The organism is Pseudomonas sp. dw_358, from assembly GCF_018449655.1.
In the GTDB taxonomy this organism is placed as follows: Bacteria; Pseudomonadota; Gammaproteobacteria; order Pseudomonadales; family Pseudomonadaceae; genus Aquipseudomonas.
On the sequence record NZ_JAAVUX010000006.1, the window covers coordinates 90,871 to 106,169 of the forward strand.

Sequence of the window (15,299 nt, forward strand, 5' to 3'; positions counted from 1 at the left end):
ATCGGCCAGAAGCTCGATTAGCGGGGGGGCTATGCTAGCATATGCACCCTGCCAAGCGCCCATCCCTGGGTCATGAAGTGTGCTCAGGGTGACTATGAATTGTTCGAGAGTTCGTGCGATGACCCATCCTGCATTGATTGATGAGCTGAAGACCCTGGTTGAGCCGGGCAAGGTCCTGACCGACGCCGATTCGCTGGAGGCATTCGGCAAGGACTGGACCAAGCATTTTGCACCGGCACCCACGGCCATCGTGTTTCCCAAGACCATCGAGCAGGTCCAGGCCATCGTCCGCTGGGCCAACGAGCGCCACGTGGCACTGACCCCTTCGGGTGGGCGCACCGGGCTTTCGGCCGCTGCGGTGGCCGCCAATGGTGAAGTGGTGGTGTCATTCGACTACATGAACCAGATTGTCGAATTCAACGAATTCGACCGTACTGTCATCTGCCAACCGGGCGTGGTCACCGCGCAGCTGCAGAACTATGCCGAAGAGCGCGGGCTGTACTATCCGGTGGACTTTGCATCTGCCGGCTCCAGTCAGATTGGCGGCAATATCGGCACCAATGCCGGCGGAATCAAGGTCATTCGCTACGGAATGACCCGCAACTGGGTTGCCGGTCTGAAAGTGGTCACCGGCAAAGGTGACGTGCTTGAACTGAACAAGGCCCTGACCAAGAACGCCACCGGCTACGACTTGCGTCAGCTGTTCATCGGCGCCGAAGGCACCTTGGGCTTCGTCGTCGAAGCGACCATGCGTCTGGATCGTGCGCCGAAAAACCTCACTGCCATGGTCCTCGGCACCGCTGATTTCGATTCGATCATGCCGGTGTTGCATGCCTTCCAGAGCAAGCTGGACCTGACCGCTTTCGAATTCTTCTCCGACAAGGCTTTGGCCAAGGTCATGGGCCGTGGCGACGTGCCAGCTCCGTTCGAGTCCGACTGCCCCTTCTATGCACTGCTGGAATTCGAGGCCACCACTGAGGAAGTCTCGGACGCGGCCCTGGAAATCTTCGAGCACTGCGTGGAGCAGGGTTGGGTGGTGGACGGGGTGATGAGCCAGAGCGAGCAGCAGCTGCAAAACCTGTGGAAGCTGCGCGAATACATTTCCGAGACGATCTCCCACTGGACCCCGTACAAAAACGATATCTCGGTGACTGTTTCGAAAGTGCCGGCTTTTTTGCGGGAAGTGGACGCGATTGTCGGCGAATATTACCCGGACTTCGAAATTGTATGGTTCGGTCACATCGGCGATGGCAACCTGCACCTGAACATCCTCAAGCCGGAAAACCTGAGCAAGGACGAGTTCTTCGCCAAGTGCGCCACGGTCAACAAGTGGGTGTTCGAAATCGTGCAGAAGTACAACGGTTCGATCTCCGCCGAACATGGCGTGGGCATGACCAAGCGCGATTACCTGACCTACAGCCGCTCGCCTGAAGAAATCGAATACATGAAGGCGGTCAAGGCGGTGTTCGACCCCAATGGCATCATGAACCCGGGCAAGATCTTCCCCGTTCAGTCTTGAAGAACCCTCAACGGAATCAGGAGGCAGTCAATGAGCTATCAGCACCAGTACATCGACGGTACGCACATTCACTACCCGCTGGGCAAGGTGGTGTGCATCGGCCGCAATTACGCCGAGCACGCCAAGGAGCTGAACAACCCGGTCCCGACCGAGCCGCTGCTGTTCATCAAGCCAGGCAGCTGCGTCGTGCCATTGGGCGGGGGCTTCAAGATTCCGACTGAACGGGGATCGGTGCATTATGAGGCTGAAATCGCCGTGCTGCTGGGCAAGGCCTTGTCCACTCACCCGACCGAAGAGGAGGTGCTGGATGCCATCTCCGGCTTCGCCCCGGCGCTGGACCTGACCTTGCGCGAAGTGCAGACCCGGCTCAAGGAAAAAGGTCTGCCTTGGGAGTTGGCGAAATCCTTCGACGGCGCCTGCGTGCTCGCGCCGTTCGTGTCCGCCAGTGCGTTCAGCGACCTGACCGACATCGGCATCCGCCTGTCTATCAACGGCGCGGTCCGTCAGGACGGCAACAGCCAGTCGATGCTCAACCCTATTGTGCCGATGATTCAATACATGGCGGCGCATTTCTCCCTGCATGCGGGCGACGTGATCATGACCGGTACGCCGGCCGGAGTCGGGGCGCTGAGTGTGGGGGATGAGTTGGTGCTGGAATTGCCCGGGGTGAGCCGTTTCACCGGCTCGGTGCTCTGACAGGGCTTTTTAAGCCTCGATTAAGCCTGGATGGCTAAGCTCTCGGCTCATTTTTTTGAGCCGGTTACATGCCTTTCAATCTCTACTTTCGTCCTTGGTGCGCCGCGTTATTCGCGGCGTTGCTGCTGGCGCTCGCCCTGACGGGGCAATATCTGCGCTGGTATGAAAAGACTTGGTTCGACTTGCGAAATCGGTTCAGCCAACCGGCCGAGCGGGCCCTGGGACTGGCGGATTACCGCGCGGTGATTCAGGGCAAGGTGATCGAGGGGGTGGCCAGCGATGTTTCGGCGCTGACCTTCGACCCTGGGCGCCGATCACTGTTTACCGTGACCAATCAGAATTCAGAGCTGATCGAGCTGTCGCTGCAAGGCGACGTCCTGCGTCGTATAGCGCTCAACGGTTTTGGTGACCCCGAAGCGGTGGAATACATTCGCCCGGGCGTGTTTGTCATCAGTGACGAGCGGGGTCACCGGCTGCTGGCGGTCAAGGTGGATGACAGCACCCTGGCATTGGACGCCGATGACGCTGAACAGTGGGTGCTTGATCTTGGCGTGCGGAAAAATCGTGGCTTCGAGGGGCTGGCCTATGACCCGGGTCAGGCGCGCCTGTTTGTTGGCCAGGAGCAATCGCCGATGCAGATCTTCGAGATCAAGGGGTTTCCATCCTTCGCAGAGCCGCCACGTGCCGTGGAGATTGTTCGGGACCCGCTGCGCGATCGACGATTGTTTGTTCGCGATCTGTCGGGTCTGCAGTTCGATGAACGCAATGGGCACTTGCTCGCGCTGTCCGACCAGTCACGGATGCTGGTGGAAATGGATGTTCATGGCCAGCCGGTTGGAACGCTGGTCTTGCGACGCGGGGCCCATGGGCTCGAGGGCAGTGTGCCGCAAGCGGAAGGCGTGGCGCTGGATGATGAAGGGACGTTATACGTGGTGAGCGAGCCTAATCTTTTCTATGTCTTCAAAAAGCCCTGAAGTTGAATGGCGCCGCAGGAGCGCGCGAAGCTCGCGATGGCATCACCCCGATTGAGTGACGGGTGATGCCGTCGCGAGCTCTTGCGGCGGGGATAGGTCTCAGGGCTTGAGGGTTCTCACGCCCTCCGGTGTCCCCAGAAGCAGCAAATCCGCCGGGCGCGACGCGAACAGGCCGTTGGTCACCACGCCGACAATGGCGTTTATCTGGGTTTCCAGCACCGTCGGTTCGGTGATCTGCAGGTTGTACACGTCCAGAATGATGTTGCCGTTATCGGTCAGCACGCCTTCGCGGTAGACCGGGTCGCCGCCCAGTTTCACCAGCTGGCGGGCCACATGGCTGCGGGCCATGGGAATGACTTCGACCGGCAGTGGGAAGGTGCCCAGAACAGAGACCAGCTTGCTGGCGTCGGCAATGCAGATGAACGTCTTGGCCACGGCGGCGACGATTTTCTCGCGGGTCAGGGCGGCGCCGCCGCCTTTGATCAGGTGGAGCTTCTCGTCGGTTTCGTCCGCGCCGTCGACATAGAATTCCAGGTCACCAACGGTGTTGAGTTCATACACTGGAATGCCGTGGGCCTTGAGGCGCGCCGCGGAGGCTTCCGAGCTGGCCACGGTACCATCGAAGGCGCCTTTGTGCAGCGCCAGCGCGTCGATAAAACAGTTGGCAGTCGAGCCGGTGCCGACGCCGACGATGCTCTTGTCGTCGAGCTTGGGCAGAATGAAATCAACCGCCGCCTGGGCGACGGCTTGTTTGAGTTGGTCCTGGGTCATGCGGGCTCCGAAGGGCGGGCAGGGGGCTTTCAAAGCCCGGATTATACCGCTTTGCGTCTGTAAAACCTTGGTTCCGGCCGGTTCATTGGCTTAGACTCGGCGACCTCCGACTCAACGCCAGCGATGTTTCCGATGCTCGAACATTACGTCAAGAAGATCCTCACCTCGCGCGTGTACGACGTGGCCGTGGAAACACCGTTGCAGGCGGCGGGCCAGTTGTCCGCGCGCCTGGGTAACAAGGTGTTGCTCAAGCGTGAGGACTTGCAGCCGGTATTTTCATTCAAGATTCGTGGCGCCTACAACAAGATGGCGCAGCTGGCCGATGAAGAACGGGCTCGTGGCGTGGTCACCGCTTCTGCCGGCAATCACGCCCAGGGCGTGGCATTGGCAGCCCGCGAGCTGGGGATCAAGGCGACGATCGTGATGCCCCGCACCACTCCGGAAATCAAAGTGGAAGGCGTGCGTTCGCGCGGGGGCAAAGTGGTCCTGCATGGCGACTCGTTCCCCGAGGCGCTGGCGCACTCGCTCAAGTTGGTGGACGAGCAGGGCCTGGTCTACATCCACCCCTACGACGATCCGCTGACCATTGCAGGGCAAGGTACCGTGGCCATGGAGATCCTGCGTCAGCACCCCGGGCGCCTTGACGCGATTTTCGTCCCGGTGGGCGGCGGCGGACTGATTGCCGGTATTGCGGCCTACGTGAAATACCTGCGCCCGGAAATCAAGGTCATCGGCGTCGAGCCGGACGATTCAAACTGCCTGCAAGCCGCCATGGCCGCGGGCGAGCGGGTGGTACTGCCGACGGTCGGGCTGTTCGCCGACGGCGTGGCGGTGGCACAGATCGGACAGCACACCTTTGATCTGTGCAAGGACTATGTGGATGAAGTGGTCACCGTCAGCACCGACGAGATCTGCGCAGCAATCAAGGATATCTACGACGACACCCGCTCGATCACCGAACCTGCTGGTGCTTTGGGAGTCGCCGGGATCAAGAAATACGTGGAATCTCGTGGCGTCACCGGCCAGACCCTGGTGGCCATCGATTCAGGCGCCAACGTCAATTTTGATCGCCTGCGTCACGTGGCCGAGCGCGCCGAACTCGGAGAGGGGCGCGAGGCAATCATTGCGGTGACCATCCCCGAGCAGCCGGGCAGTTTCAAGGCCTTCTGCGAGGCCATCGGCAAGCGCCAGATCACCGAATTCAACTACCGCTACCACACCGGGCGCGAGGCGCACATTTTCGTCGGTGTTCAGACCCATCCGGAAAACGACCCGCGCGCGGCTTTGATTGCGAGCCTGACTGCCCAAGGTTTGCCGGTGCTGGACCTGACTGAAAACGAACTTGCCAAGCTGCACATTCGCCATATGGTGGGTGGGCATGCAGCCAAGGTCAGTGATGAAATGGTCTTGCGCTTTGAGTTCCCGGAGCGGCCAGGGGCATTGTTCAACTTCCTTAACAAGCTCGGCGGGCGCTGGAACATATCGATGTTTCACTACCGCAACCACGGCGCGGCGGACGGCCGGGTGGTGGCGGGCTTGCAGGTGCCGGAAGACGAGCGGCATCTGGTCGGCGAAGCGCTGGGCGAAATCGGCTACCCCTATTGGGACGAAACGGCCAACCCGGCCTATCAGCTATTCTTGGGCTGACTAAAGGCCGACTGACAGGAGCCGTACATGCAGAACCTTGTGGTTTTGAAAGCGCTGCACGGCGTTGCCGTTGCGCTGCTGATCGGCGGAGCGCTGGCGGTGGTGTATCACTGGTGGCGCGGCTGGCGGGCCGGGGACAAAGCGGCCTTGGGGCAGACCCTGCAACGGCCCTGGCTGTTTGCCTGGCTGGCCATGGGCTTGAGTCTGTTGATATTCCCGGTCAGCGGCTGGTGGATGGTCCATGATACCGGTTGGTCTCTGGGGCAGACCTGGTTGTTGAGCGGTTCGCTGCTCTATACCCTCGGAATACTGTGCTGGTTGCTATTGCTGGGCCGGGTCAACCGCATGAGGGTGGCCGGCGCTGCGGTGAGCGTCGGGCAACGTCGGACGGTGTTGGGGTTGTCGCTGCTGGGCGGGGCAATTCTGGTCGCGGCTTTGGCTGTGATGGTGCTCAAGCCGGTTTGACCTGTGCACACGTGCTGCAGGACCGAGCAAACTCGGTCCTGCAGGGGCATTTCACCCCCGCAACGACATCGCCTTCCACCCGCGCCGCTCGGCCTCGGCGGTCAGGTTTGGATCGGCATCCACCACCACCGGGTGGGTCACCTGCTCCAGCAGCGGCAGGTCGTTCATCGAGTCGCTATAAAAGTAGCTGTCTTTCAAATTGAAACCGTTCTCTTCCATCCACCGGTTCAGGCGCGTCACCTTGCCCTCGCGAAAGCAAGGCACATCGCAGCTGCGGCCGGTGTAGCGGCCGTCCTTCATTTCGCACTCGGTGGCCAGCAGGGTTTCCACGCCCAGGCGCTCGGCGATCGGGCCGGTGACGAAGCGGTTGGTGGCTGTGATGATCACGATCTTGTCCCCCGCCGCCCGGTGCTCGGCCAGCAATGCCAGGCTCTTGGGCAGGATGATCGGCTCGATGCAGTCGCGCATGAAGTCGCGATGCCACTCGGCCAGTTGTTCCATCTCGGTGCGCGCCAGAATTTTCAGGCTGAAGGCCAGGTAGTCCTCGAGGATAAGCCGCCCGGCGAGGTAGTCCTGATAAAAGGCATCATTGCGCGCCTGGTACTCCACAGGATCAAGAATGCCCCGGGCGCACAGGTAGTCGCCCCAGGCGTGATCGCTGTCGCCGCCCAGCAGCGTGTTGTCGAGGTCGAAGAGAGCCAAGCGCATGAAATGTCTCGCTGAAAGCTGAAAAATGGCCCCCAGAATACGGACTTTTCACATAGCTGCACATAACCTGTGACGCCTCGTTGCTGCGCTGATGACCTTTGTGGAACAATGCGGAGACATGCGTTTGCGAGGTTGCTGCCGTGATCGACCCCGATGGTTTTCGTCCCAATGTCGGCATCATTCTCACCAATGATGCCGGGCAGGTGCTGTGGGCTCGGCGAATCAATCAGGATGCCTGGCAGTTTCCCCAGGGCGGAATCAACCCGAATGAATCGCCGGAAGAAGCCCTGTACCGTGAGCTGAACGAGGAAGTCGGGCTGGAGCGCCAGGATGTCGAAATTCTTGCCTGCACCCGCGGCTGGTTGCGTTATCGTTTACCCCAGCGGCTGGTGCGCACGCACAGTCAGCCGCTGTGCATCGGACAAAAACAGAAGTGGTTCTTGCTGCGCCTGATCTCCAACGAACAGCGTGTCAGGATGGACTTGACCGGCAAGCCCGAATTCGACGGTTGGAAATGGGTGAGTTACTGGTATCCGCTGGGTCAGGTGGTGACATTCAAGCGCGAGGTTTACCGTCGCGCTCTCAAAGAGCTTGCCCCGCGCCTGTTGGCGCGCGACTGACGACGGAGTTCGACCCCGAGCCATGCTCAATACGCTGCGCAAGATCGTCCAGGAAGTTAACTCCGCCAAGGATCTCAAGACGGCGTTGGGGATTATTGTGCTGCGCGTCAAAGAGGCCATGGGCAGCCAGGTCTGTTCCGTCTACCTGCTGGACCCCGAGAGCAATCGCTTTGTCCTGATGGCCACCGAGGGCCTGAACAAGCGCTCCATCGGCAAGGTCAGCATGGCCCCCAACGAGGGCCTGGTGGGCTTGGTGGGCACGCGTGAAGAGCCGCTCAACCTGGAAAATGCCGCCGATCACCCTCGTTACCGCTATTTCGCCGAAACCGGTGAAGAGCGTTTTGCTTCGTTTCTCGGAACGCCCATCATCCACCACCGTCGCGTGGTGGGGGTGCTGGTCATTCAGCAGAAAGAACGTCGCCAGTTCGACGAGGGTGAAGAAGCCTTTCTGGTCACCATGAGTGCCCAGCTGGCCGGCGTCATCGCCCACGCCGAGGCCACCGGGTCCATTCGCGGCCTGGGCCGTCAAGGCAAGGGCATCCAGGAGGCCAAGTTCGTCGGGGTGCCCGGCTCGCCAGGTGCGGCGGTGGGTACGGCCGTGGTCATGCTGCCGCCGGCCGATCTGGACGTGGTGCCGGACAAGGCCGGTGACATCACCGCCGAGTTGGCGCTCTTCCAGACCGCACTCGAAGGGGTGCGCAACGACATGCGTACGCTGTCGGCCAAACTGGCGACGCAGCTGCGCCCCGAAGAGCGCGCGCTGTTCGATGTCTATCTGATGATGCTGGACGATGCGTCCCTGGGCAGCGAAGTGACCAACGTCATCAAGACGGGTCAATGGGCTCAGGGTGCGTTGCGTCAGGTCGTGACCGAACACGTCAATCGTTTCGAACTGATGGACGATGCCTATCTGCGTGAACGGGCCTCGGACGTCAAGGACCTCGGGCGGCGCCTGCTGGCCTATTTGCAACAGGCGCGCCAGCAGACGCTGGTGTATCCCGACAACACCATTCTGATCAGCGAAGAGCTGTCGGCCGCCATGCTCGGCGAAGTGCCGGAAGGCAAGTTGGTCGGGTTGGTCTCGGTCCTCGGGTCCGGCAACTCCCACGTGGCGATCCTGGCGCGAGCCATGGGTATTCCCACGGTGATGGGCGTGGTCGATCTGCCGTACTCCAAGGTCGACGGGATCAACATGATCGTCGACGGCTACCACGGCGAGGTGTTCACCAACCCCAGCGAGGTCCTTACCAAGCAATACGCCGGTATTGTCGAGGAGGAGCGTCAGCTGTCGTTGGGCCTGGACGCACTGCGCGAACTGCCCTGCGTCACCCTCGACGGCCATCGCATGCCGCTGTGGGTCAACACCGGGTTGCTGGCCGACGTGGCGCGGGCCCAGCAGCGTGGCGCGGAGGGCGTCGGCCTGTACCGCACCGAAGTGGCATTCATGATCAACCAGCGCTTCCCCAGCGAAAAGGAACAGCTGGCGATCTACCGCGAACAACTGGCGGCCTTCCATCCGCTGCCGGTGACCATGCGCAGCCTCGACATCGGCGGCGACAAATCGCTGTCCTATTTCCCGATCAAGGAAGACAACCCCTTCCTGGGTTGGCGCGGTATCCGCGTGACCCTCGATCACCCGGAAATCTTCCTGGTCCAGGCCCGCGCCATGCTCAAGGCCAGCGAGGGCCTGAACAACCTGCGCATTCTGCTGCCGATGATTTCCGGCACCCATGAGCTGGAAGAGGCCTTGCACCTGATTCACCGTGCCTGGGGCGAGGTGCGGGACGAAGGCACCGACGTGCCGATGCCGCCCGTGGGCGTGATGATCGAGATCCCGGCGGCGGTTTACCAGACCAGGGAACTGGCGCGGCAGGTGGACTTTCTTTCGGTGGGTTCCAACGACCTGACCCAATACCTGCTGGCAGTGGACCGCAACAACCCGCGCGTCGCCGACCTCTACGACTACCTGCACCCTGCGGTCTTGCAAGCCTTGCAGAATGTCGTCACCGATGCCCATGCCGAGGGCAAGCCGGTGAGTATTTGCGGCGAGATGGCCGGTGACCCGGCCGCGGCCGTGCTGTTGATGGCCATGGGGTATGACAGCCTCTCGATGAACGCCACTAACTTGCCCAAGGTCAAATGGATGCTGCGTCAGATCCACCTGAGCAAGGCCAAGGAACTGCTGGCGCAGTTGAACAAGATTGACAACCCGCAAGTTATCCACAGTACGTTGCAACTGGCGCTGAAAAATCTTGGGCTCTCGCGGATGATCAACCCGACCTCGCCGAAGAAATTCTGATCTCCTCCCGCGCGTCTACGGCGGTGTGGGGGAGTCAGCCAGCGGTACGGCCATCGCCACCTCGCTCAACCGCGCGCCATACGGCCCGAAACTGCGCTCCACTATCCGAGTTTCCTCCTGCGTCTGTATCACCACCGTACTGGCCCGTGTGCCGTAATGGGGGCTGGCGATGAACACGCTGGACAACAGCCGCTCGGTCGCCAGGCCCACGCCGGTCTCGGGTAATTCGCCGTCTATCGCCGGAGCAGGATCGGCCAGCAGCGTCATCAGCGACTTGACGCTGTAGTCCTCCAACTGGTCCGCCAGCGCCTGGCGTGCCTTGACCAGCTTGGGCCACGGCGTATCCAGCCCCGCGTTGGACAGGCCGTATACACCCTGCGGCAAGGTTCTGGCGGCCGCTGAAGAGCTGCAATAGACCAGGCGCCGGCCGTCTCCGAGCAGCAGATTGAAGCCGGCATACTCACCGCCAAGCCGGGCAACCTCGGTGAGGTATTCATCCGTTGTCTGCGTCCCCTGCACAAAGCCCGCCACCAGTTCACCCCGCGAGCGCAGCGCCGCTGGCTGCCCCGGCTGGCGGATATTGGTCAGCGCCGCAAAGCGCCCTGCGGGGCCCAACCCCAGCCAGGTGCCCCCGGCTTCGAGATCGCGGCCGGCGACAATTTGTGCGAAATCATCCCAGCGCGCCAAGGGCTGGGTTGGGCGGGCATAGAATTCATCGCGGTTGGCCGCCACGATCAGCGGCTGGGCATGCCCCGGCCGCCAGGCAAATACAATCAGGCACATGGAATAATCCCGGTGATCAAGTCGCACTTTACCCATTCACTCATCGCTTCGGGTAGGGTCAGGCGCCGGGTTGCGTTAACATGCTGCGCAAATTGCCTGCGCAGATGGCACAGGTTTCATCGTGGGCTGCTGGTATCTTCGATTTCCAGTCGCCATAGTTCGGATCTTTTTTGGCAGGGCATTGCCCTACCAGTCTCTGATTGCCCGTTTCGTGCTCGTTAAGGAGTCGCAATGCTGCCTTACCCGCAGATTGACCCGGTGGCCGTTGCCATCGGCCCCCTGCAAATCCATTGGTACGGTTTGATGTACCTGATCGGCATCGGCAGCGCCTGGCTGCTGGCCTCGCGGCGCCTCAACGATTTCGATCCGACCTGGACCAAGGAAAAGCTCTCGGACATGGTGTTCTGGTGCGCCATGGGGGTCATTGTCGGGGGCAGGCTGGGGTATGTGCTGTTTTATGACCTGCCGGCCTATGTGGCCAACCCATTCCTGATTTTCGAAGTGTGGAAAGGCGGCATGGCGTTCCATGGCGGCTTCATCGGGGTCATGGTCGCCACCTGGTGGTTTGGCCGTCGCAACGGTAAATCCCTCTTTCAGTTGCTCGACTTCATCGCGCCCTTTGTACCGATCGGCCTGGGCGCGGGGCGTATCGGCAACTTCATCAACGCCGAACTGTGGGGCAAGCCGACGGATCTGCCGTGGGCCATGGTATTCCCGCCGTTCAGCGATCCCGCACAATTGCCACGTCACCCGTCCCAGCTCTATCAGTTCGCGCTGGAAGGCGTGGCGTTGTTTGTGATCCTGTGGTTCTTCTCGCGCAAGCCACGCCCGACCATGGCCGTTTCCGGCATGTTCGCCCTGTTCTACGGGATTTTTCGCTTCCTGGTGGAGTTCGTCCGGGTCCCCGATGCCCAGTTGGGCTACCTGGCGTGGGGCTGGGTCACCATGGGCCAGATTCTTTCGTTGCCGATGATCATCGTGGGCATCGTGCTGCTGTGGCTCGCCTATCACAAGAAGCAGCCAGCGGTACAAACCTCCTGACAGCGCGGAGCTGAGCCATGAAGCAATACCTCGATCTGGTCGCCGACGTCATCAAGAATGGCAGCGTGCAAGCGAACCGCACCGGCGTGAAGACCATCAGCCTGCCGGGTGCCATGTTGCGCTTCGATCTGCAGCAGGGCTTTCCGGCCATCACCACCCGCCGACTGGCCTTCAAGTCGGCCATCGGCGAATTGGTGGGGTTCCTGCGTGGCGTCAACAACGCCGCCGAGTTCCGCGAGCTTGGCTGCAGGGTCTGGGACCAGAACGCCAACGAAAACCAGCAGTGGCTGAACAACCCCTTCCGTCAGGGTACCGATGACCTGGGCGAGATCTACGGCGTGCAATGGCGTCAGTGGCCGGCCTACAAGCGCATCGCCGCCAGCAATACCGCGGCCATCGAGCTGTGCCTGAGCCAGGGCTACGTGCAGCTGGCCGCCGCCGAGGAAGACGGCGAAGCCTTTGTCGTGCTGTACAAGGCCATCGACCAGATCCGCCAGTGCGTGGACACCATCATCAAGGATCCAGGCAGCCGGCGTATACTGTTCCACGGCTGGAACTGCGCGCAGCTGGACGAAATGGCCCTGCCTCCCTGCCACTTGCTTTACCAGTTCCACCCCAACCCGGAAACTCGCGAAATCTCGTTGACGCTGTACATCCGCTCCAATGATCTGGGCCTGGGCACGCCGTTCAACCTCACCGAAGGCGCAGCCTTGCTGTCGCTGATCGGGCGCCTGACGGGCTACACACCGCGCTGGTTCACCTATTTCATTGGTGACGCCCACGTGTACGAGAATCACTTGGCCATGCTCACCGAGCAACTGGACCGCGAACCGTTTCCGGCGCCTCGACTGGTGATTTCTGATCGCGTGCCGGAGTTTGCCAAGACCGGTGTGTACCAGCCGGAGTGGATGGAATTGATCGAACCGAGTGATTTTGTGCTGGAAGGCTATGAGCACCATCCGCCGCTGACGGCGCCGATGGCCGTTTGACCTTTCAGGGCTGCGGGCACTCAGTGCCCATGGCTTCTGCCCACATGGGAATGCTCCCCTCCCGGGGCTGTCACCGCACCGCTGATTTCCAGCTGCTGAATGATCCCGCAAGTTTCCTCGGTGCCCGCCGCTGCGCATTTGTCTCGCAGTTCCAGCAGCTGTGTCTGCAACGCCGTCAATCCTTCGATCCGCAGTTTCACGTGCTCGATGTGCTCGTCGATCAGTGCGTTGACGCTTTGGCACTGGTCGTCGGGCAGGTCGCGCAGGGTCAGCAGGCTGCGGATCTCGTCGAGGGTCATGTCCAGGGTGCGGCAGTTGCGGATGAAGGTCAGCCGCTCGACGTGGGCCTGGGTGTACAGCCGGTAGTTGCCGTCGGTGCGGGCAGGGGCGGGCAGCAGTTGCTCGCGCTCGTAGTAGCGGATGGTTTCGACCTGGCAGTCGGTGGCCTTGGCCAATTCTCCAATTTTCATGGCGAACGCTCGAAATGGTTTTATGAGGGTAATGAGGCTTGACCCTATAGTGGCTACAGGGTGTTCACTTGGCAACACGCTCTTTCAGGACGCACCCATGTATCGCCTCCATCGCCAAGACGACCACGACTCGCACGCCCACTCCCCGTTAGCGCACAAGCATGATCATTGCTGTGCGGGCAGTGCGGTCGCGGCTGACATCAAGTTGGCCGAGGCCAGCGCCCATGCGCGGTTGAGTCGCTTCCGGATCGAGGCCATGGATTGCCCCACCGAGCAGACGCTGATCCAGAACAAGCTGGCCAAGTTGGCGGGTATCGAGCAGTTGGAGTTCAACCTGATCAATCGCGTACTGGGTGTGCGTCATGTGCTGGACAGTACGGCGCCCATCGAACAGGCCATTGCTTCATTGGGCATGACGGCCGTGGACATGGACGTCGATTCGGCTGAGCCGCCCATCGCTGCCGGGCCTGTATCGCGCTGGCCGTTGTGGGTGTCCGGGGTGATGGCGGTGGCTGCCGAAGTGTTGCACTTTTCCGGCCACGCGCCCGGTTGGCTGATCGCTTCGGTGGCGCTTGTCTCTATCGCCATGGGCGGTCTGGGTACCTACAAGAAGGGCTGGATTGCTCTTAAACACTGGAACCTGAACATCAACGCGCTGATGAGCATTGCCGTGACGGGTGCGGTCCTGATCGGCCAGTGGCCCGAAGCGGCGATGGTGATGTTCCTGTTCACTGTGGCCGAACTGATCGAGGCGCGCTCGCTGGCTCGGGCGCGGGATGCCATCGGCGGCTTGATGCAGCTGGCACCTGACCTGGCCACTGTCCGCGAGGCCGATGGACAATGGCGGGAAGTGGCTGCAGATGCCGTGGTGCCCGGGAAAATCGTCCGGGTGCGTCCCGGGGAGCGGATCGCGCTGGATGGCGAGGTTATCAGTGGACAGTCCACTGTCGATCAGGCGGCGATCACCGGCGAAAGCCTGCCGGTCGAAAAAGCCCTGGGCGATCCGGTGTTTGCCGGGACATTGAATCAAGTGGGCTCGCTGGACATCCGTGTCACGGCGGCGGCGGGGCAGTCGACCCTGGCGCGCATCATTCAAGCTGTCGAGCAAGCGCAGGGCGCGAAAGCGCCTACGCAACGTTTTGTCGATCAATTTTCGCGGGTCTACACACCGCTGGTGTTCGTCCTCGCGCTGGCCGTTGCGCTGGTACCGCCGCTGCTGGGCGCAGCCTGGTTCGACTGGGTCTATCGAGCCTTGGTGTTATTGGTCGTGGCTTGTCCCTGCGCGCTGGTGATCTCCACCCCGGTGACCCTGGTCAGCGGGCTGGCAGCGGCGGCGCGCAAAGGCATTCTGGTCAAGGGTGGGGCTTATCTGGAAAGCGGGCACAGGTTACGACTGATCGCTCTCGACAAGACTGGCACGCTGACTCATGGCAAGCCCGTACAGACTGACTTTGAAGTGCTGGGCAGTGCTGATGCCACTCAGGCTGCCACAGTCGCCGCCAGCTTGGCCGCGCGCTCGGACCACCCGGTATCCAAAGCCATCGCTCAGGCCAATCGCCAAGGCTTGGCGGAAGTCGAGCAGTTCCAGGCGATGCCCGGCCGTGGCGTGCGGGGGGAAGTGGCGGGCCAGGTCTATCACCTGGGCAATCAGCGGCTGGCTGAAGAGTTGGGCGGGCTGAGCCCGGCGGCCAGGCAGCGGCTGGACGCGCTGGAGCGCGAAGGCAAGTCGGCGGTGGTGCTGCTTTCGGGCAATGCGGCATTGGCGCTGATCGCCGTGGCCGATACCCTCAAGGACAGCAGCCGCGAGGCCATCGCCCAGCTTCACGCCATGGGCATCCAGACGCTGATGCTGACGGGCGACAATGCCCACACCGCGCAGGCCATCGCAGTTCAGGTCGGCATCGACGAAGCGCGCGGCAACCTGTTGCCGGCCGACAAACTGGCTGCTATCGAAGCTTTGGAAAGCCAAGGGCAATCCGTTGGCATGGTCGGCGACGGCATCAACGATGCCCCGGCGCTGGCGCGGGCGAGCATCGGTTTTGCCATGGGCGCGGCGGGCAGCCATACCGCCATCGAAACCGCCGATGTCGCGTTGATGGACGATGATCTCCGCAAGTTGCCAACTTTTATTCAGCTGTCGCGGCAGACTCGGGCAATTCTGATTCAGAACATCGGCCTGGCGCTGGTGGTCAAGGCGGTGTTTCTGGCGATGACCTTTGCCGGGATGGCGACCCTGTGGATGGCGGTGTTTGCCGACATGGGCGTGAGCTTGCTGGTGGTGTTCAACGGGTTGCGGTTGTTGCGCGTGTAGAACAGA

General features: G+C 61.6%; 14 protein-coding genes. 10 read left to right on the forward strand and 4 right to left on the reverse strand.

Annotated elements, in window-relative coordinates; translation table 11 throughout:
* Window positions 1-118: 118 nt before the first annotated feature.
* The 3 genes from HB675_RS11330 (at window position 119) to HB675_RS11340 (ending at window position 3,189) form a co-directional block, all read left to right on the forward strand.
* Entirely contained in the window at window positions 119-1,519 is a 1,401-nt protein-coding gene (locus HB675_RS11330) for an FAD-binding oxidoreductase (protein WP_213878400.1), read from the forward strand.
* A 30-nt stretch (window positions 1,520-1,549) separates the two neighbouring features.
* Window positions 1,550-2,215, forward strand: a complete 666-nt coding sequence (locus HB675_RS11335; protein WP_213878401.1) for a fumarylacetoacetate hydrolase family protein — start codon at window positions 1,550-1,552, stop codon at window positions 2,213-2,215.
* Between the two features lie 68 nt (window positions 2,216-2,283).
* Window positions 2,284-3,189, forward strand: coding sequence for an SdiA-regulated domain-containing protein (locus HB675_RS11340; RefSeq protein WP_213878402.1), 906 nt, complete (start codon window positions 2,284-2,286; stop codon window positions 3,187-3,189).
* Between the two features lie 99 nt (window positions 3,190-3,288).
* Here the strand turns inward: HB675_RS11340 and rpiA are convergent, their stop codons facing one another.
* Window positions 3,289-3,960 (reverse strand): ribose-5-phosphate isomerase RpiA, encoded by a 672-nt coding sequence (gene rpiA, locus HB675_RS11345; RefSeq protein ID WP_213878403.1) that lies wholly within the window; start codon window positions 3,958-3,960, stop codon window positions 3,289-3,291.
* Window positions 3,961-4,083: 123 nt separating this feature from the next.
* Here rpiA and ilvA point away from each other — a divergent pair, with 123 nt between their 5' ends.
* Together ilvA and HB675_RS11355 are read left to right on the forward strand one after the other, a co-directional pair.
* The gene (gene ilvA, locus HB675_RS11350) at window positions 4,084-5,607 is read left to right on the forward strand and encodes a threonine ammonia-lyase, biosynthetic (RefSeq protein WP_213878404.1); all 1,524 of its coding nucleotides are present in this window, start codon (window positions 4,084-4,086) and stop codon (window positions 5,605-5,607) included.
* Between the two features lie 27 nt (window positions 5,608-5,634).
* On the forward strand, window positions 5,635-6,072 hold the full coding sequence (locus HB675_RS11355) for a DUF2269 family protein (RefSeq protein WP_213878405.1): 438 nt from the start codon (window positions 5,635-5,637) through the stop codon (window positions 6,070-6,072).
* Window positions 6,073-6,123: 51 nt separating this feature from the next.
* Here HB675_RS11355 and HB675_RS11360 read toward each other — a convergent pair whose 3' ends face one another.
* Window positions 6,124-6,780, reverse strand: a complete 657-nt coding sequence (locus HB675_RS11360) for an HAD family hydrolase (RefSeq protein ID WP_213878406.1) — start codon at window positions 6,778-6,780, stop codon at window positions 6,124-6,126.
* Between the two features lie 140 nt (window positions 6,781-6,920).
* On the opposite strand from HB675_RS11360, the gene HB675_RS11365 reads away from it, so the two are divergent.
* Entirely contained in the window at window positions 6,921-7,400 is a 480-nt protein-coding gene (locus HB675_RS11365; RefSeq protein WP_213878407.1) for an RNA pyrophosphohydrolase, read from the forward strand.
* Window positions 7,401-7,422: 22 nt separating this feature from the next.
* On the forward strand, window positions 7,423-9,699 hold the full coding sequence (gene ptsP / locus HB675_RS11370) for a phosphoenolpyruvate--protein phosphotransferase (protein ID WP_213878408.1): 2,277 nt from the start codon (window positions 7,423-7,425) through the stop codon (window positions 9,697-9,699).
* Window positions 9,700-9,714: 15 nt separating this feature from the next.
* On the opposite strand, the gene HB675_RS11375 is transcribed toward ptsP, so the two are convergent.
* Entirely contained in the window at window positions 9,715-10,482 is a 768-nt protein-coding gene (locus tag HB675_RS11375) for an NRDE family protein (protein ID WP_213878409.1), read from the reverse strand.
* Between the two features lie 231 nt (window positions 10,483-10,713).
* On the opposite strand from HB675_RS11375, the gene lgt reads away from it, so the two are divergent.
* Both lgt and HB675_RS11385 read left to right on the forward strand, forming a co-directional pair.
* Window positions 10,714-11,523, forward strand: coding sequence for a prolipoprotein diacylglyceryl transferase (lgt, locus tag HB675_RS11380; RefSeq protein WP_213878410.1), 810 nt, complete (start codon window positions 10,714-10,716; stop codon window positions 11,521-11,523).
* 17 nt (window positions 11,524-11,540) lie between these two features.
* Window positions 11,541-12,512 (forward strand): thymidylate synthase, encoded by a 972-nt coding sequence (locus tag HB675_RS11385; protein WP_213878411.1) that lies wholly within the window; start codon window positions 11,541-11,543, stop codon window positions 12,510-12,512.
* 20 nt (window positions 12,513-12,532) lie between these two features.
* Here the strand turns inward: HB675_RS11385 and cadR are convergent, their stop codons facing one another.
* Window positions 12,533-12,982, reverse strand: a complete 450-nt coding sequence (cadR, locus tag HB675_RS11390) for a Cd(II)/Pb(II)-responsive transcriptional regulator (protein ID WP_213878412.1) — start codon at window positions 12,980-12,982, stop codon at window positions 12,533-12,535.
* Between the two features lie 97 nt (window positions 12,983-13,079).
* Between cadR and HB675_RS11395 the strand changes: the two genes are divergently transcribed.
* Window positions 13,080-15,293: a heavy metal translocating P-type ATPase gene (locus HB675_RS11395; protein ID WP_213878413.1), complete on the forward strand. Its 2,214-nt coding sequence runs from the start codon at window positions 13,080-13,082 to the stop codon at window positions 15,291-15,293.
* The last annotated feature ends 6 nt before the right edge of the window (window positions 15,294-15,299 follow it).

Coding starts and splice junctions, on each gene's coding strand:
- HB675_RS11330 (WP_213878400.1), top strand. CDS start 119: ATGACCCATCCTGCATTGATTGATGAGCTGAAGACCCTGGTTGAGCCG.
- HB675_RS11335 (WP_213878401.1), top strand. CDS start 1,550: ATGAGCTATCAGCACCAGTACATCGACGGTACGCACATTCACTACCCG.
- HB675_RS11340 (WP_213878402.1), top strand. CDS start 2,284: ATGCCTTTCAATCTCTACTTTCGTCCTTGGTGCGCCGCGTTATTCGCG.
- rpiA (WP_213878403.1), bottom strand. CDS start 3,960: ATGACCCAGGACCAACTCAAACAAGCCGTCGCCCAGGCGGCGGTTGAT.
- ilvA (WP_213878404.1), top strand. CDS start 4,084: ATGTTTCCGATGCTCGAACATTACGTCAAGAAGATCCTCACCTCGCGC.
- HB675_RS11355 (WP_213878405.1), top strand. CDS start 5,635: ATGCAGAACCTTGTGGTTTTGAAAGCGCTGCACGGCGTTGCCGTTGCG.
- HB675_RS11360 (WP_213878406.1), bottom strand. CDS start 6,780: ATGCGCTTGGCTCTCTTCGACCTCGACAACACGCTGCTGGGCGGCGAC.
- ptsP (WP_213878408.1), top strand. CDS start 7,423: ATGCTCAATACGCTGCGCAAGATCGTCCAGGAAGTTAACTCCGCCAAG.
- HB675_RS11375 (WP_213878409.1), bottom strand. CDS start 10,482: ATGTGCCTGATTGTATTTGCCTGGCGGCCGGGGCATGCCCAGCCGCTG.
- lgt (WP_213878410.1), top strand. CDS start 10,714: ATGCTGCCTTACCCGCAGATTGACCCGGTGGCCGTTGCCATCGGCCCC.
- HB675_RS11385 (WP_213878411.1), top strand. CDS start 11,541: ATGAAGCAATACCTCGATCTGGTCGCCGACGTCATCAAGAATGGCAGC.
- cadR (WP_213878412.1), bottom strand. CDS start 12,982: ATGAAAATTGGAGAATTGGCCAAGGCCACCGACTGCCAGGTCGAAACC.
- HB675_RS11395 (WP_213878413.1), top strand. CDS start 13,080: ATGTATCGCCTCCATCGCCAAGACGACCACGACTCGCACGCCCACTCC.